General features: G+C 54.5%; 16 protein-coding genes. 8 read left to right on the forward strand and 8 right to left on the reverse strand.

The window, feature by feature from the left end; genetic code table 11:
• The 5 genes from rsxC to ydgT form a co-directional block, all read right to left on the reverse strand.
• Window positions 1-2048, reverse strand: a 2048-nt coding sequence (rsxC, locus tag ACUW6V_RS00005; protein WP_454037806.1) for an electron transport complex subunit RsxC, incomplete at its 3' end; no start/stop codon positions are given.
• Entirely contained in the window at window positions 2041-2619 is a 579-nt protein-coding gene (rsxB, locus tag ACUW6V_RS00010; RefSeq protein ID WP_454037807.1) for an electron transport complex subunit RsxB, read from the reverse strand. The genes rsxB and rsxC, both read right to left, overlap by 8 nt.
• Window positions 2619-3200, reverse strand: a complete 582-nt coding sequence (gene rsxA / locus ACUW6V_RS00015; RefSeq protein ID WP_105744393.1) for an electron transport complex subunit RsxA — start codon at window positions 3198-3200, stop codon at window positions 2619-2621. The genes rsxB and rsxA overlap by 1 nt, the downstream gene beginning before the upstream one ends.
• Before the next feature lie 74 nt (window positions 3201-3274).
• Entirely contained in the window at window positions 3275-3718 is a 444-nt protein-coding gene (locus ACUW6V_RS00020; protein WP_004384911.1) for a DUF2569 domain-containing protein, read from the reverse strand.
• Between the two features lie 94 nt (window positions 3719-3812).
• Window positions 3813-4028 carry a transcription modulator YdgT gene (gene ydgT, locus ACUW6V_RS00025; protein ID WP_004384910.1) on the reverse strand — a complete coding sequence of 72 codons (216 nt, stop codon included), beginning with the start codon at window positions 4026-4028 and terminating at the stop codon, window positions 3813-3815.
• Between the two features lie 445 nt (window positions 4029-4473).
• Here ydgT and ACUW6V_RS00030 point away from each other — a divergent pair, with 445 nt between their 5' ends.
• The 3 genes from ACUW6V_RS00030 to ACUW6V_RS00040 all read left to right on the forward strand — a co-directional run bounded on the left by ACUW6V_RS00030 (window position 4474) and on the right by ACUW6V_RS00040 (window position 6854).
• Entirely contained in the window at window positions 4474-4659 is a 186-nt protein-coding gene (locus ACUW6V_RS00030; RefSeq protein WP_454037808.1) for a hypothetical protein, read from the forward strand.
• A gap of 2 nt (window positions 4660-4661) precedes the next feature.
• Complete coding sequence (locus ACUW6V_RS00035) at window positions 4662-5705, forward strand: oxidoreductase (RefSeq protein WP_454037809.1); 1044 nt, start codon at window positions 4662-4664, stop codon at window positions 5703-5705.
• A gap of 150 nt (window positions 5706-5855) precedes the next feature.
• Window positions 5856-6854, forward strand: a complete 999-nt coding sequence (locus ACUW6V_RS00040) for a bile acid:sodium symporter family protein (protein WP_454037810.1) — start codon at window positions 5856-5858, stop codon at window positions 6852-6854.
• A 14-nt stretch (window positions 6855-6868) separates the two neighbouring features.
• Here ACUW6V_RS00040 and add read toward each other — a convergent pair whose 3' ends face one another.
• From add to malX, 3 genes are all read right to left on the reverse strand, one after another.
• Entirely contained in the window at window positions 6869-7870 is a 1002-nt protein-coding gene (gene add / locus ACUW6V_RS00045; RefSeq protein WP_454037811.1) for an adenosine deaminase, read from the reverse strand.
• Window positions 7871-7975: 105 nt separating this feature from the next.
• Window positions 7976-9145: a MalY/PatB family protein gene (locus tag ACUW6V_RS00050; protein WP_454037812.1), complete on the reverse strand. Its 1170-nt coding sequence runs from the start codon at window positions 9143-9145 to the stop codon at window positions 7976-7978.
• Between the two features lie 13 nt (window positions 9146-9158).
• The gene (gene malX / locus ACUW6V_RS00055) at window positions 9159-10748 is read right to left on the reverse strand and encodes a maltose/glucose-specific PTS transporter subunit IIBC (RefSeq protein ID WP_454037813.1); all 1590 of its coding nucleotides are present in this window, start codon (window positions 10746-10748) and stop codon (window positions 9159-9161) included.
• A 174-nt stretch (window positions 10749-10922) separates the two neighbouring features.
• On the opposite strand from malX, the gene ACUW6V_RS00060 reads away from it, so the two are divergent.
• The 5 genes from ACUW6V_RS00060 (at window position 10923) to ACUW6V_RS00080 (ending at window position 17855) form a co-directional block, all read left to right on the forward strand.
• On the forward strand, window positions 10923-11951 hold the full coding sequence (locus tag ACUW6V_RS00060; protein WP_007890869.1) for a Mal regulon transcriptional regulator MalI: 1029 nt from the start codon (window positions 10923-10925) through the stop codon (window positions 11949-11951).
• Window positions 11952-13028: 1077 nt separating this feature from the next.
• Window positions 13029-13559, forward strand: a complete 531-nt coding sequence (locus ACUW6V_RS00065) for a fimbrial protein (RefSeq protein ID WP_014728976.1) — start codon at window positions 13029-13031, stop codon at window positions 13557-13559.
• 67 nt (window positions 13560-13626) lie between these two features.
• Complete coding sequence (locus ACUW6V_RS00070; protein WP_105622139.1) at window positions 13627-14304, forward strand: fimbrial biogenesis chaperone; 678 nt, start codon at window positions 13627-13629, stop codon at window positions 14302-14304.
• A gap of 54 nt (window positions 14305-14358) precedes the next feature.
• Complete coding sequence (locus tag ACUW6V_RS00075) at window positions 14359-16887, forward strand: fimbria/pilus outer membrane usher protein (RefSeq protein ID WP_454037814.1); 2529 nt, start codon at window positions 14359-14361, stop codon at window positions 16885-16887.
• Complete coding sequence (locus tag ACUW6V_RS00080; RefSeq protein ID WP_454037815.1) at window positions 16887-17855, forward strand: fimbrial protein; 969 nt, start codon at window positions 16887-16889, stop codon at window positions 17853-17855. Before ACUW6V_RS00075 ends, ACUW6V_RS00080 begins: the two co-directional genes overlap by 1 nt.
• Window positions 17856-17873: the final 18 nt, after the last annotated feature.

Raw genomic sequence — 17873 nt, forward strand, 5'->3', positions numbered from 1 at the left:
GCGGCTTTGCGCGGGTCGATCGGTTCGGCAGGTTTTTCGTCTGCGGTCGCGTTTTCCCCGGCCTGCGCCGCTTTACGCGCTTTGGCGCGGGCAATGGCGGCTTCGACGGCGGCTTTGCGCGGGTCGATCGGTTCGGCAGGTTTTTCGTCTGCGGTCGCGTTTTCCCCGGCCTGCGCCGCTTTACGCGCTTTGGCGCGGGCAATAGCGGCTTCGACGGCGGCTTTACGCGGGTCGACCGGCTCGGCAGGTTTTTCGTCTGCGGTCGCGTTTTCCCCGGCCTGCGCCGCTTTACGCGCTTTGGCGCGGGCAATGGCGGCTTCGACGGCGGCTTTACGCGGGTCGACGGATTCCGCGCTGGCGTCAATTTCCGGTTCCGTTGCTTCGTGTGCAGGTACGGAGCTGTTCGCGGCCATTTCCTGCTGCACTTTCTCCGCCTGACGTGCGCGGGCTTCCGCTTTACGGGCTTCACGGGCGGCAATCACCGCGCTGTTATCCGGTGTCGCCCCGGCGGCCACTATGATCGGCTGATCATCGCCTTTCTTCTCGCGAACACGTGCCAGCGCCGCCTGAATGGCGTCCTGATCCTGGCCTGAAGGCTGTACGGCAGATTTTTTATGGCGCTCAAGGCGCGCGGCTTTTTCACGTTCGAGACGGGCCTGGCGCGCTTCAAAGCGCGCTTTAGCTTCCGCGGCGCGTTTTTCTTCTTCGGCGATAGCGCGAATTTCCGCTTTTTCCTGACGGAAATATTGCACCAGCGGAATATTGCTCGGGCAGACATACGCACACGCGCCGCATTCGATACAGTCCGCCAGATTGTGGGCGGTGGCTTTATCATGCTGCTGGCCGACGCTGAACCAGTAAAGCTGCTGCGGCAGCAGGTCGGCCGGGCAGGCGTCGGCGCAGGCGCTGCAACGGATGCAGTGCTGCTCTTCCTGCGGCGCGCCCATTTCAGTGGCGGAAGGTGCCAGCAGGCAGTTAGTGATTTTCACGACCGGGACGTCAAGGCCGGGCAGGGTGAAGCCCATCAGCGGGCCGCCCATGATAACCAGCTGTTCGCTGGTCGGGATAAACCCGGCGTGTTCCAGCAGGTGGCGCACCGGCGTCCCGATACGCGCCCAGACGTTACCCGGACGGCCGACGGCTTCGCCGGTCAGCGTCACTACGCGTTCGGTCAGCGGCTCGCCATCGATAATCGCGCGCTTGACGGCAAACGCGGTACCGACGTTCTGCATCAGCACGCCGATATCAGAAGAGCGCCCCCCATGCGGCACCTGTTTGCCGGTCAGGATCTGGGTGAGCTGCTTAGCGCCGCCCGACGGGTATTTGGTCGGGATCACGCGCAGGCGAATTTTATGCTCGCCGTGCAGCACGGCGCGCATCATTGAGATTGCCTGCGGTTTGTTATCTTCGATGCCGATCAGCACTTCGCGCGGCTGAAGAATATGGGCAAGGATGCGCACACCGTCGATAATCTGCGCGGCGCAATCCTGCATCAGGCGATCGTCAGCGGTGATATAGGGCTCGCACTCCGCGGCGTTGATAATCAGCGTTTCGATTTTATCGCCGCCGCCCTGAAGCTTGGTGCCGGTCGGGAACCCGGCGCCGCCGAGGCCCGCCACGCCAAACTGGTGAATACGTTCAATCAGCGCTTCGCGGCTGCGGCACTGGTAGTCGCTCCAGCCGTCACGAGCAATCCACCTGTCTTCGCCGTCGGCGTCGATAATCACAGAGAGTTCCGGCAGGGCGGAAGGGTGCGCCGTCGGGTGCGGCATAATCGCCGTTACGGTGCCTGAGGTGGGCGCATGTACCGGCAGCATCCGGCCACGACCAACGGTGAGCGGCTGGCCGCGCAGGACTTTATCGCCTGGCGCTACGCAGATCTCGCCTTCGCTACCGATATGCTGTTTGAGCGGAATAATAAAACGGCCCGGCAGCGGCAACTGGCGCAGCGGGGTGCCGTTAGACTGGGTTTTCATCTCCGGCGGATGAATGCCGCCGTTGAAATCCCAGACTTTCTCTTTTCTGAACGCAGAAAATAACTTAAGCATGTTGTTCCACAGGAATGTTACGCACCGGAATGGTGTTGAGATCCCATTTCCAGTTATCCGTCGTGGTGGCGGCCGGGCGCAGCTCAATGCACTGCGTCGGGCAGGGGTCTACACAGAGATTACAACCGGTGCAGAGGTCGCTCATCACGGTGTGCATGGCGCGGGTGGCACCGACGATAGCGTCCACCGGACAGGCCTGAATACATTTGGTGCAGCCGATACAGTTCGGCTCGTCGATAACGGCCAGCATACGCACCGGCTCGGCCATGGCGGCGTCGCCGTCCAGCGGCTGCGGCTCGACGTTAAGCAGCGTGGCGATTTTCTGCATCACCGGCTCGCCGCCGGGCACGCAGCGGTTGATCTGCTCGCCGTTGTTGGCGACCGCCTCGGCATACGGGCGGCAACCCGGATAGCCGCACTGGCCACACTGGCTCTGCGGCAGCAGTTCATCGACCTGATCGACCACCGGATCTTCTTTTGCGGCGAAACGGCGCGAGGCATAGCCCAGCAGCATGCCGAAAAGCAGGGCCAGCAGCGTCAGCGCGACAACCGCGATAACAATCATTTCCATCAGAACTTCACCAGTCCGCTAAAGCCCATAAAGGCCAGAGACATCAGGCCCGCGGTGACCAGCGCGATGGCGTTGCCGCGAAACGGCAGCGGCACGTCGGCCACAACCAGACGCTCGCGAATGGCGGCGAACAGCACCATCACCAGCGAGAAGCCGACCGCGGCGGAGAAACCATACAGCGCCGACTGCATAAAGGTGTGGTTAAGATTGATGCTAAGCAGCGCAACACCCAGCACGGCGCAGTTTGTGGTAATCAGCGGCAGATAAATACCGAGCAGGCGATAAAGCGCCGGGCTGGTTTTGCGCACCACCATTTCGGTGAACTGCACCACGACCGCGATAACCAGAATAAACGCCATCGTACGCAGGTAGACCAGCTCAAGCGGCACCAGAATCAGATGATCGATAACCCATGAAAAAATGGTCGCAAGGGTCATCACGAACGTGGTCGCCATTCCCATGCCAATCGCGGATTCCAGTTTTTTGGAAACACCCATAAACGGACACAGGCCGAGAAACTTCACCAGCACGAAGTTGTTGACCAGCACCGTTCCAACAAACAACAGTAAATAATCAGTCATTATTCGACCTGAAACGAAAAAAGCCGCTCATTATCGGACATACGACAAAGGGCGACAACGGAGAATCTGTAAGGTTATTTTGCCCGGACAAACGTCTGCTTCACGCGCGCAGAGCGCTTGAAATAGGGCACCAGCAGTGCGGCGGCCAGTAGCGGGAACAGCAACTGACGTACCGCCAGCGCGTCGCTCACCGGCGAGAACGCAAAAGATTTTATCGCCAGCAGGACGGTCAGCAGCAGCCAGATAATATAGTGGCGCGGCACACCCTGACGGCATTTGAAAAAGGCGACGGTCAGCCAGAGCGTATAGCCCCACATCGCCATGGCGCACAGCATCGAGCCATACCAGAAAAGCACTTGCGTAGTGCCTTGCGCGCTGAGCGCCTGATGGACTTGCGGGGAGGCAAGCCCCATCACATAGAGCGCGACGGCAAGCGTGGTGCTGAGTAACGACATCAATAACCAGGCGAGAGGGGCGAGCAACCAGCCTCCGATACGCATCGGGGACGCGTCGGTCATATAACCTCCCGGGATATAAATTCAACAAATGGCTAAAGAATAATTACAGCGCAAAGATTATAAAGATTTTCTGTCTGATTGCTACCTTTACGCCTTACTGCACGTAACGCCAGACGGTTTTCGGCACCTGACCCAGATCGAACAGACGTCCACCGGACACCAGTTCGGCACGGCGGTGATCCGCGGCGCGATACATATTGATAATTTCCTGATTATCCGTAAGGGTGTAATTAAGGTGATCGAACAATTTTTCCAGACTTTCAAGCGTACTGATTTTACGAAACTTTAATAAATAGTCCTGAACGGTCATGTTAATCGTTATCCGCGCAATAAAATAAAAATGAGATTTCGCCAGAAGAGGCGGGCCGGGTAAAGAATAAACGCAAAAATGGCATTATGCAGGTTTAATAAAAGCCTGAATAACATTTAAGAGTTTTCCTTGAGAATTAACGCAGGCCCGGCTTTCGGGAGAGAAAGAGTAACGCGCTTCACGGAAGCTGGCAATATCCTGTTTGTGCCTCCGGGCGGCCTTTTTACGACAATATGTAAACCGGATTCAGGCACTGTCACTCGGGTTGCCGCGCATTCCCTGGCGGTACACCTGCTATTTCCAGGTGTTTTATCTACGTTCTCTTGCGCGTTCCGGTTTTATTCTTCCTTCAGGCCGTAGCATTATTGACGCGATAAACACCACGCTATTTCTTTTAAGTCGTGTTGCTTATTTCACCAAAACAATAAATTGCTCACGATGCATCGTGAGTCGGACGCTATTGAACATCAAAGAAGGAAATGCCTGCGCGGTTTCGCCAGAAAGATTCTGGCGCGAGGCAGCAAATGATGAAAATTCTGAAATAAGCCGTTTATTTTCGTTTGGTTATGAAAGCGTTGAGGCGACGTTGCGAATGGTGTCAAATACAGGGGTTAACTCAGCAGAGGAATGAACATGAACGATAACGTCCGGGTGGGATTAATCGGCTACGGCTACGCCAGTAAAACCTTTCACGCGCCGCTTATCGCAGGTACGCCGGGGATGGAGCTTGACGTCATCTCCAGCAGCGACGCGGGGAAAGTCCACGCCGACTGGCCGGGAATGCCGGTCGTGTCGGACCCAAAACAGCTGTTCAACGATCCGCATCTTGATCTGATTGTCATTCCCACGCCGAATGATACCCACTTCCCGCTCGCGAAAGCGGCGCTGGAAGCCGGGAAACATGTGGTGGTGGATAAACCTTTTACGGTCACGCTGTCGCAGGCACGTGAGCTGGAAACGCTGGCAAAAAGCGCCGGGCTGGTGCTGTCGGTGTTTCATAACCGCCGCTGGGACAGCGATTTTCTGACGCTCAAACAGATTATCGCCGAAGGGCAAATTGGCGAGGTCGCTTATTTCGAATCCCATTTTGACCGCTTCCGCCCTCAGGTGCGTGACCGCTGGCGCGAACAGGCCGGGCCAGGCAGCGGCATCTGGTACGATCTGGCACCGCATCTGCTGGATCAGGCGGTGCAGCTTTTCGGGCTGCCGGTCAGTATCAACGTCGATCTCGCGGAGTTGCGCCCGAGCGCGCAGGCGACGGACTATTTCCACGCCGTGCTGGCGTACCCGGAGCGGCGCGTTGTGCTGCACGGTACGATGCTGGCGGCAGCGGAGTCCGCGCGTTATATCGTACACGGCACTCGCGGCAGCTACGTCAAGTTTGGCCTTGATCCTCAGGAGGAAAGCCTGAAATCGGGTACGCGTCCGCCGCAGGAAAACTGGGGTTACGACATGCGCGACGGCGTATTAACGGTGCCTCGCGGCGAGATGCTTGATGAACAGACGCTGCTGACGGTGCCGGGTAACTATCCGGCTTATTACGCTGCCGTGCGCAGCGCTATCCGTGGCGAAGGTGAAAACCCGGTTCCGGCAAGCCAGGCTATCGTCGTGATGGAGTTGATTGAAGCGGGGATTGAATCCGCGAAACGCCGCGCCGCGGTCTGCCTGCGCAGTTAAGACGTAAGCTCCGTCGTACCCTCGGCGGGGCAATTCTTCTTCCATTTTAAACGGCGCGTCACTCAGGCGCGCGGTTTCACCCGCATAACTCGCCAGGATCGGCTTTTTGTTGCAAAGTAAATAAACCTGCAACATGACAAGGAACTGACAATGAACTGGCTGAAGCGCCTGAAAATTGACACCTTTTTACTGATTATGATTGGCGTCGTGATTGTCGCCTCGCTGTTTCCCTGCGAAGGGCGTGTCAAAACGGTATTTGAATACCTCACTACGGCGGCCATCGCGCTGCTGTTTTTTATGCATGGCGCGAAGCTCTCCCGCGAGGCGATTCTGGCCGGGATGGGGCACTGGCGGCTGCATCTGATGGTCTTTCTCAGTACGTTCGTACTCTTTCCACTCATTGGCCTGTCGATGAAGTTCATCCCGCACAGCGTGCTGCCGCCATCGCTCTATATGGGTTTCCTCTATCTTTGCGCGCTGCCTGCGACGGTACAGTCCGCCATTGCGTTTACCTCCGTTGCGCGCGGCAACGTCGCGGCGGCGGTGTGCAGCGCGTCGGCGTCAAGCATTCTTGGGATTTTCCTCTCACCGGTACTGGTGGGCGTCATGATGCAGGCCCAGCAGGGCGAGACCGATACGCTTGAAGCTATCGGGAAAATCATTCTGCAACTGATGGTGCCGTTTGTGGTGGGGCATCTGTCGCGTCCGCTCATTGGCCGCTGGGTCGACAGGCATAAAAAGCTTATCAATATGACGGACCGTTCATCGATTCTGCTGGTGGTTTATGTCGCCTTCAGCGAGGCCGTGGTGGAAGGCATCTGGCATCAGGTGACGGGTCTGGCGCTGCTGGCGGTTGTTGTCGTGTCGCTGGTGCTGCTGGCGATTGTGCTGGTGATTAACGTCTGGATGTCGCGCCTTCTCGGTTTTAATAAAGAGGATGAGATAACCATCGTTTTCTGCGGCTCCAAGAAAAGCCTCGCAAACGGCGTGCCGATGGCGAACGTGCTGTTTCCGGCAAGCCAGGTGGGGATCATGGTTCTGCCACTGATGATTTTCCATCAGATCCAGCTGATGGTCTGTGCGGTGATGGCGCAGCGCTATGCGCGCCGTAACGAGCAGAAAACAGATCAGAAGGCCTCTGCCTCCTGACCTGGCGGCGCGGCTTACGCCGCGCTGACTTTCGCTACCAGCGCCTGTTTTTCGGCGTCCGTCAGGAACGCGATTTTCAGGCCGTTTTCTTGTGCGGTGCGGATCTGCGCCGCACTCAGCCCGGCAGCCGGTGCCGCAACCTCATACTCATGACGAATATCGACGCCCTGCACGCCAGGATCGTCGGTATTAATTGTGGCGAGAATATTGTGCTTCAGGAATGTCTTCAGCGGGTGGTGCGCCAGTGAGGCCACTGTGCTGGTCTGGATATTAGAGGTCAGGCACGATTCAATCCCGATACCCTGTTCGGCCAGGAAATCCATCAGCGCCGGATCTTCCACCGCTTTTACACCGTGACCGATACGCTCGGCACCGAGTTCGCGAATCGCCTGCCAGATGCTCTCCGGGCCTGCGGCTTCACCGGCGTGAACGGTGATATGCCAGCCCGCGTCACGTCCACGGTTGAAGTGGTTCAGGAACAGGCTGCCGGGGAAGCCCAGTTCGTCGCCCGCCAGATCCAGCGCGGTGATATGGTCGCGATGCGCCAGCAGGCCGTCCAGCTCCGCCACGCACGCCTCTTCACCGAAGGTGCGGCTCAGAATGCCGATAAGACGAGCGTCAACGCCGTAGTCGCGGCTGCCCTGACGCACGCCGTCAATCACGGCTTCCACCACGCCGGCTATCGGCAGGTTGTGGGTCATCGCCATATAGCCCGGCGAAAAACGCAGTTCCACATAATGCAGGCCGTTGCGCGCGGCATCTTCCATATTTTCATACGCCACGCGGCGGCAGGCTTCCAGCGAGCCGAGCACCTTTACGCCCCAGTCGAGTTTGGCGAGAAAGCTCACCAGATCCGGTTCATTTTTGGTTATCTGCACGTGCGGGCGCAGCGTCTCCAGCGTATCGGCGGGCAGGGCGAGATTAAACTGGCGGCCCAGGTCGAGAATCGTTTGCGCGCGGATGTTGCCGTCAAGATGGCGATGAAGGTCGGTAAGGGGAAGGCGGGTATCAATCATGATGGCACTCTTTTTTAGAATAAAGTGCATACCATTATAAAAATAATTGCCGCCAGAATGCTACGTTGCGCAACAAAAGAGGGGCCGTAACGTCCCCTTTTGCACTTAAAGTGAACGAATTGCGCAAATTAGCCGCTCCACGCCTTGCTCCAGTTTGCTGCGCGGACAGCCGACATTCAGCCGCAGGAAGCCGCGTCCTTCCTCTCCGTAGGTGTATCCGGGCATAATCGCAACTTTCCCGTGCTCAATCAGCGCCTTTTGTAGCGCCTCGTCATCAAGCCCCAGAGGCCGTAAATCGATCCAGGCCAGATACGTCGCCTCGGGCGGTTGCCAGTTAAGTTGCGCAAACGCGCCATTGAGCTGCTCCGCCACAAAACGCAGGTTCTCCTGCAAGTAACCGCGCAGCGCATCAAGCCAGGGCGCGCCTTCGCGGTAAGCCGCGATATGCGCGACCAGCGATAACACGGCAGGTGACGAGAGACCGTCGCGGCCTTTCAGCGCCTGAAGATACGTCTCACGGTCTTCAGCCTGTGTGATAAGCCCCCAGGCCCCGGTCAGCGCAGGAATGTTGAAGCTCTTTGAAGCCGACGAGAACAGCGCCCAGCGCCCCTGGCCGACCTCGCACCACGGTATATGCGGATGATCGCTCCAGACCATATCCATATGGATTTCGTCGCTCACCACCCGCACGCCGTGACGCGCGCACAGCGCCGCCATGGTTTCCAGCTCGCCGCGTCGCCACACTTTGCCGGTCGGGTTATGCGGGCTGCACAGCAGCATGATTTTGCATTCAGGGCGTGCCAGAAGTGCCTCCAGCGCGGTCATGTCACACTGCCAGCCTTTCGCGGTATGCGTCAGTGGAGCGCCGAGCACCCGGCGCCCGTTACCTTCAATGGTTTTCCAGAACGCGTCATAGGCGGGCGTGTGGATCAGTACCTCGTCACCGGGCGCTGACCACTGGCGGATGAGTTGCGACACCATGTAAATCACCGATGGCCCGTAGACCAGCGCCTCGCGCGGAATGTCACAGCCGAAACGCGTGGCGTACCAGTGGGCAATCGCGCCGGTAAACGCCGGGTTCTGCCAGCGGCTGTAGCCGAGCACGCCGTGAGCCAGCCGCGCTGATATGGCCTCCAGCACGCAGGGCGCGGTCGGGAAGTCCATATCGGAAATGGTAAAGGGCAGGAGATCGTCCACGCCAAATCGGTCGGCCACGTAATCCCACTGGGTGCACCAGGTGCCGTGGCGATCCACGGCCTGTGAAAAATCGAACATGTCGCCTCCCGGTTTACGCCTGCACGGTCTGCATCAGGCTGTCCATTTCATCTTTGACTGACTGCACCTGCGGGCCAATCACCACCTGCAAATTGTGCTGGTTCAGTTGCACCACGCCGATGGCGCGGTTCGCCTTGAGCGCGGCGCTGTCAACCCGCGACATATCTTTTACCGAAAGACGCAGGCGGGTAATGCAGTTATCGAGCGACGTAATATTTTCCGCGCCGCCGAGCGCCTGCAAAATGGCCGGGACGTCATAGCCGGATTTCCCCGTATGGCCTGAAGGCGCGACATTCACGGCCGCGGTATCAGCCTCACGGCCCGGCGTTTTCAGGTTAAAGCGTGCGATAGCGAAGCGGAAAATAGCGTAATAGACCACGAACCAGACGCCCGCCACCACCGGCACCCAGTACCATTTGGTGGAAAGCCCGTGCAGTACGCCGAAAACCACAAAATCGATAATATTGCCGTCGGTGTTGCCGATGGTCACGCCAAGCAGCGCCATCATGGTAAAGCCCAGCCCGGTCAGCAGCGCGTGGATAAGATAGAGCGCAGGCGCCACAAACAGGAACAGAAACTCCAGCGGCTCCGTAGTGCCGCCCACCACACAGGCGATCACGCCGGAAATCAGCAGCCCTTTGATCTTATGTCGGTTCTCCGGGCGGGCGCAGTGGTACATGGCAAGCGCAGCGCCCGGCAAGCCGCCCAGAAACGCCGGCATTTTCCCCTGCGACAGGAAGCGGGTGGCGCTTTCGGCAAAGCCGTGCGAGGTAGGGCAGTTAAGCTGCGCCTGGAAGATGGTCAGCGCGCCGGAGACGCTGTGCCCGCAGACATCCATTGTGCCGCCCGCCTCGGTAAAGCGGATCAGCGCCACCAGAATATGTTGCAGGCCGAAAGGTAGCAGCAGGCGCTCGCCGGTGCCGAAAATCATCGGCGCGAAGCTGCCGGTGCTGTTAATCAGCCAGCCCAGCGCGTTAATGCCTTTGGCGAAGAACGGCCAGATGAGCGGAATCGTCAGCCCGACCAGGCCCATCACCACGGTGGTAACGATAGGCACAAAACGGGTACCGCCGAAAAACGCCAGCGCGTCCGGCAGCCGCACTTTATGAAAACGCTCATGCAAAAGCCAGATGATCACGCCTGCGATCACCGCGCCCAGAATGCCGGTATCGATAGACTGAATGCCGAGCACCGACTGGACGTTGTTGGCTTTCAGCAGCGCCGCGTCCTGCGTCGGCAGAATCCCTTTGGCGGTGAGCCAGAAGTTAACCGCCAGGTTCATCACCGCGTAGCCGACGAAACCGGCAAACGCCGCCACGCCTTTGTTTTCACGCGCCAGCCCCAGCGGAATCGCGATACAGAACATCACCGGCAGAAAACTGAAGGCGAAAGAGCCCATTTTGCTCATCCACGTAAAGATGAGCTGTAACACGCTATTACCGAGTAACGGCATCAGCGTAATGACGTCATGACTGCTGAGCGAACTGCCAATGCCCATCAGAATGCCGCAAAACGACAGCAGCGCCACCGGCAACATAAACGTCTTGCCGAGCTGCTGCATAAATCCCCACAGCGTATTTTTTTGACCTGTATTCGCCGTCATAAACGACACCTCGCATTAAATGATCCCAGCCCCTGAACGAAGGATTGCAAGATAAAACGTTTTATCAAAGTTTAATGCGCGGTGAATCACAGAACATTACCCAGGCCTCGCAGTTATAATAGAAGGACAGGTAAAAGGTTTTATCTGCCAGTTTTGGAGCAAAAAGCGTAGCCAATGAGTCAGGCGAAAAGAATCACTATTAATGATGTCGCGCAGGCGGCGGGGGTGTCGGTCGCCACCGTTTCGCTGGTGCTGAGCGGTAAGGGACGGATCTCAAGCGCCACCGGCCAGCGGGTGAACGAGGCCATTGAGCAGTTAGGATTTGTGCGTAACCGGCAGGCGTCGGCGCTGCGCGGCGGGCCAAGCGGGGTGATTGGGCTTATCGTGCGCGATCTCACCACGCCGTTTTACGCCGAGCTCACCGCGGGCCTCTCCGAGGCGCTGGAAGCGCAGGGGCGAATGCTGTTTCTGCTCCAGGGCGGGCGTGATGAAGCCCAAATGCAGCGCTGTTTCGATACGCTGCTCGACCAGGGCGTTGACGGCGTGGTGGTGGCTGGCGGCACGGGGCAGGTTACCGCGTGGCAGGCGCAGGCCCGCGCGCGCAATATACCGCTGCTTTTCGCCTCACGCGCCAGCCATCACGATGAAGTGGACACGGTGCGCCCGGATAACCAGCAGGCGGCGCGGCTCGTGACCGAGCATCTCATTCATCGCGGCCATCAGCGTATCGCCTGGCTTGGCGGGGCGAGCTCGTCGCTGACCCGCGCCGAACGTCTCGGCGGCTACTGCGCCACGCTTTTACAGTACGGCCTGCCGTTTCACAGCGAGTGGATTGTTGAATGTCCGGCCGGGCAGAAACAGGCCGCGGAGGCCATTAATGAACTGCTGCGCGTTAACCCGACGATTACCGCCGTGTTGTGCCATAACAGTACCGTGGCGATGGGCGCGTGGTTCGGCCTGATGCGTGCCGGGCGGCAGAGTGGCGAAGGCGGTTATGAGAGCTATTTTGAGAACAGCGTGACGCTGGCGGCATTCGCGGAAGTGCCGGAGGCGAGACTCGATGACGTGCCCCTGACCTGGGTAACGACGCCTGCGCGTGAAATGGGGCACTGCGTGGCCGAGCGCATGATGCAGCGCATTCAGCACGGCGATGAATCCACCGGCAGCCTGATCCTCGGCCCGCGGCTGGTGGCCCGGCGCTGACAGCACAATAAAAAACGGCCTCCTGAGAGGCCATTCGCATTACCTGCGATGCAGATTTCGTCCGGGCCGGTATACCTGTGATCTGCAAAACTTCCCGCACTCTATTATGTCGTACGTTTACTTAAGGTCGCTCAAACGGCATTCATATTTTTGTGCTGTAGTGCAATAATATTCAATTGCCAATAAAATTAGCCGCAGTAATATACGGGCGTAATACGTCGGTTTGCTTAATCACGGCTTATAATATGTACTGGTAAGAATCAGTGTCTGCTGTCGTTTTTAAGCATCATCAATATCCCGAATTCACCATTAGCATCTTCCGAATATCATTTTCTTTGGTAGTCATTTTTATATCTTGTAGCCTGTTTCTTATCATTTAACGTAATCATCCCAGGGATGACATGAATTTTTTATTTTTTTACGCCTTTTATTCTCTGTCGAAGTATTTTAAAACCTTCCTGCAAGGGTAAGTGATGTAACATTTTATGTGCCATCTTTTTACATTGATGGTGAAAATTGTTCCCATGTCTTATCAGTGAAATAATTGCATGTGACCTTTAAAAGCCAGTGGATTGATCGGGGCCAGTAGTGAACCATTGAAAGAGAGAAAGCAGGTTTACGTTGTTAGTTAGTGTTAAAGCTTTTATATGCCTGATGCGCCGTCTCCTGCTCAAAAAAGCGGATAAAGCCATTTTTTGAATCTGGTGGCTGACACGCAGGCTGAGAATTGTAAAAAAAGAATTAATTTTACTTGAAAGTAACAATTAAATGTTATAGCTCGCTGAGCAATATTTCCAATTGTGGAACTTAAAATGTTTGAAGTAAAATTTATTATTAGTAACATTTTGCGACGTATCGACGAGGAAGTGCTTAAGGCCTAACGATGTATTTTTCCTATTGGTTTTTCTAAGCAGATTCTTGAATTCATCGTGCATATGAAAAAGTAATGGTGCATTCGTCGTTTACGTGGCGGCATTTTACGCAAATGACGCCTGTCAGGTAGTAAAATGTTTTGAGTTAACTATTTAAAAATATAGCTAATTTAAAAACGGGAAACTTTAATTAAGGAAAATTGAAATGAAAAAAATCGTAATCGCTGCTGGTTTTGCTGCTATCGCTTCAATGTCTGCTACTTCAGCTATGGCTTTTGATGGTACTGTGAAATTTACGGGCGAAATTCTCGATCAGGCTTGCACCGTAGATATCGGTACAGACAACACTCTGACCGTTGATCTGGGTAAAGTATCTAAAACCGCGTTTACTGGCGTTGGCACTGACGCCTCCACCACCAAATTTACCATTAAGCTGAAAGACTGTCCGGAAACGGTAACATCAGCAAAAGTGAAGTTTGATGGTGCGCCGGATACGTCTGACTCTGATCTGCTGGCGCTGGATTCCGCTGCAGATGCCGCTTCTGGCGTTGCTATCAAGCTGATGACTGCTGATAAAACAGCTCTGCCGCTTCACAGCGTTAATGACTACAGCTATGCGCTGAGCAGTACCTCAGAAAACAACCTGGACTTTTATGCTGCTTATCGTTCTACGTCAGCGACTGTCACGGCGGGTAAAGCAAACTCCGTTGCTAACTTCACTGTTAACTACAACTAATTTCTTAAGGATTTCTTCCTGAGAAAACGACAGGGCCGGTATCGGCCCTTTTTACAGAGGTCACAAAATGAAATTCTTTCGTAAAACAACATTAGCCACTCTGGCACTGGTATCTGTCATGAGTGCAGCCAAGGCAGGTGTAATTATTGGCGGCACGCGCGTTATTTATGATGGCAACAAGAAAGAATCTTCTCTCAGCGTCAACAACCCGGATTCCGTGCCCTATTTAATTCAATCATGGGTAGAGTCACCAGATGGGGGTGCTGAGAAAGCTCCTTTTATTATTACGCCGCCGCTTTACCGACTCGATAAAGGCCAGCAGAATGTCATGCGTATAGTACGTGCAGGTGCCCTCGCAGAAGATAAAGAGTCGCTGTTCTGGCTTAATATAAAATCTATCCCCTCTGCGGAGCGCCGTGATAATACGCTACAAATCGCAGTGAAAACGCGAATTAAGTTAATTTATCGTCCCGCCGCCCTAAAGAAAACCACGCCAGAGGAGCAGGTTGATAGATTGCAGTGGCGCGTTTCCGGGAATGTAATTCAGGTAACGAATCCCAGCCAGTATTATATGAATTTTAATGAAATCAAAATCGATGGTAGTGAGGTTGATGATGTGACGTATGTTGCTCCGGGGGCAACGGCGCACTTCAATCTGCCGAAAAATGTAAGTCATGGTAGTTTGACCTTCAAATTAATCAACGACTATGGCGGCGTTGGTGAAGCCCATAAAGTAACAATATAATTTACTTCACTAACATAAAAACTATGCTCTTAAGGAAATTCCCGGAGAAAAGGAATGCGTAATACAATCGGGGAGAGTTGTTTTAAACCAGCTCGCCTTGCGATATTTATCTCTATGGCGCTCTCAGGTGTAATTACAACAGGCCATGCGCGAGATTATTTTAACCCTGAACTGCTGCAATTAGATAACCCAGGAATGAAAGGGGCAGACTTGTCTTCTTTTGAGTCGGGAACTCAGGCGCCGGGGACATATCGTGTTGATATTATTATTAACGACCAGACGGTCGACACACGCGATATCGAATTCAAAACCCTCAGAGATACCAGTGGCCAAGAAAGACTGGAACCATGTCTACCGATAGCGTTGCTTCAAAGCTATGGCGTGAAAACGACATTATTCCCTGAGCTTAATGCTGATGGAAAATGCGCGCGTTTATCTGCCATTCCTAAAGCTTCTTCTGAGTTCTTATTTAATGCGCAAAAGCTGGTTCTGAGCATACCGCAAGCTGCTTTGTCGCCGCAGGCGCGTGGTTATGTAGACCCTGCACTCTGGGATGAGGGTATTCCCGCTGCGATGCTTAACTACAGCATGAGTGGTGCGAATAATTACGCCGACAAGGGGGCAAACAGCAACAGCCAGTACGCCAACCTGCGCCCGGGGATTAACCTGGGAGCCTGGCGGTTGCGTAACTACACGACCTGGAACCGCGACGAAAAAGGTAAGGATAAATGGGATACCGTTTATACGTATCTGCAACGCAATATTGTACCGCTCAAAGCAAAACTGGTGGCGGGTGATAGCTCCTCGCCAGCGGATGTGTTTGACAGTATCTCGTTTCGTGGGGCCCAGCTTGCTTCTGATGACGACATGATACCGGAATCCCAGCGCGGCTATGCGCCAGTCGTGCGTGGTGTGGCTCGCACCAATGCGCAAATTGTGATTCGGCAGAATGGCTATGTCATTTATCAAAGCTATGTGGCAGCAGGTGCCTTTGAAATTACCGACATGTACTCCACTGGCGGCGCGGGCGATCTGAATGTCACGGTGAAAGAGGCTGACGGGAGTGAACAGCATTTTGTAGTGCCGTTTGCCTCCTTACCGGTATTACAACGTGAAGGTCGTCTGAAGTACGCCCTAACGGGCGGTCAGTATCGTTCTTATGATAGCAGCGTCGAAAAAACACCGTTTGCCCAGTTTACTGGGATCTTCGGTCTTCCGCGCGGCTTTACATTGTATGGCGGTCTCCAGGAGGCAAGTAAATACCAGGCACTGGCGCTCGGTCTCGGTAAGAATATGGGGGCCATCGGTGCCATTTCTGCAGATGTCATTCAGGCATGGTCACGCCTTAAAGACATGGAGAAGAGCAGCGGTCAGTCCTGGCGCATTCGCTACAGTAAAGACTTTGTAGAAACCGGCACTAACTTTTCAATCGCGGGTTACCGTTACTCTACGGCGGGCTTCTACAGTATGCAGGAAGTGCTTGATTCCTATGGTAACAATTCAGCTATGCTGGATCGCCGCCGTAACCGGGCAGAGCTGTCTATCAGCCAGTCGCTTGGAGGTTCGCTGGGCTCGCTGACCGCCAGTGCGGTACGTGAAGATTACTGGGGTAAGAACAAAACCATGGAGTCGTATAACGTTGGTTATAACAACTCCTGGCGGGGTATCAGCTATGGGTTGACCTATACCTACAGTAAAAACGGCAGTGCCGGTAACTACAACAACAGCGTGAGTTACGACAAAGACCAGATTATAGCCCTCAATATCAGCGTGCCGCTGGAGCGTTTCTTGAGCAATACCTGGGCCAATTACAGCATGAATGACAGTAAAAACAACGGCACTACGCATACTGCGGGCATGACCGGTATGGCGCTGGAAAATAATGCGTTGAGCTGGAATGTGCAACAAGGCTATGGGAGCGATGACGTCGGGTATAGCGGTAACATGAACGCTGATTATAAAGGCACTTACGGCGAAATGACGGCAGGCTACAGCTACGACAAAAATGGCGAACGCCTGAACTATGGCCTGCAGGGCGGCATCCTGGCTCATGAAGATGGTATCACGCTGTCGCAGCCGCTGGGTGAAACTAACGTACTGGTCAAAGCGCCAGGCGCGGGCGGCGTCAGTATTCAAAACCAGACGGGCGCGAAAACCGACTTTCGTGGGTATACCACGGTGAGCAATGTGACACCGTACCGTAAGAATGATGTAACGCTTAATACGGAAAGCATGCCGGACGATGTGGATCTGGAACTCACCAGCCGTACCGTCGTGCCAACGCGCGGAGCGGTAGTACGTGCTGAATATGTGGCCAATGTCGGTTTGCGTGTGCTTATGACGCTGCTTCAGGCTAATGGCCAGCCAGTGCCCTTTGGCGCTACGGTCACAGTTCCAGGTCAACATAACCAAGGATTCATCGTCGGCGATAAAGGGCAGGTGTATATCACAGGTTTGCAGCCAGAAGGCACGTTAAACGTTCAGTGGGGGCAAACAAATAATGAAATGTGTGGCGTGAATTACCACCTTCCTGAAACAGAAACAACAAGCGGAATATTAACCTTCAACGGGCATTGTAAGTAATGAGCAGAGTAAAAAACAAACGACACGCAGAAACTCTCCTGTTAATGATATTACTCCTTATCAGTGTTTTTTATGCTAAACAGGGGCATGCAGCCTGCTATGCCTTGGGCTCACCAACGGACTACCTGGATCTGGGTTCACTCATCGCGCAAAGAGATTTACCAGTTGGAACAGTTATTGCTGAGCGTCAGTTTGGGGTGACGGGAATTAAAAACGGCTCATGCGATGCAAATGGTGGGTATGTTTATAATTATTACTTTTATGCGGGAGCCAAAGCGACATCAATACCTAATGTTTATACAACAAATATCCCGGGAGTGGGAATCTCTCTTCAAGAGGTAGGTTCGGCTTATTATACACTTAATGGCACGGCAGTTCATATGTCAGGTCCTGTTGATCTATATGATACCGGGCAGGGGCCAATAGTAAAAGTATATAAAATTGGTGAGATTACATCGGATAAATTCCCTTATGGTTTAGTCGCACAGCAAGCTATAAATAATCAGCCAATTCTGAATTTTTATATTACTGGCGGTAGCGTTACACAGGTTGCCTGTTCAATAACAACGCCCAATTTGACGTTCCCAATCGGTGATGTCCTGGCATCAAAATTTGGCTCATCTGTAGGAACAATTCCATCAGGTGCGCAGAACACCCAAAACCTGGGATTAGATTGCGATGCTAACGCCAATATAAACGTCAGCCTGAGCGGCATTCAAAACCCCGACGTGAGTGATACCAGCGTGCTGGCGCTGACGGGACAGGGTTCCAGTGATGTGGCGAGCGGTGTAGGCGTGCAGCTACTTTATAATAATTCACCGTTGAAGCTGAACAACCGTATCGTATTAAAAAAATCGTCTGGTGGTCAGGAAATGTTCCCGCTCGTGGCCCGGTATTACCAGACTAAAAATGCAGTAACAACCGGTAAAGCAAACGCCTCTGCTACGCTGGATTTAACGTATCAATAAGTTCGTCTTTTAAAAGGA

Source organism: Cronobacter sp. 153480017-3 (assembly GCF_053627815.1).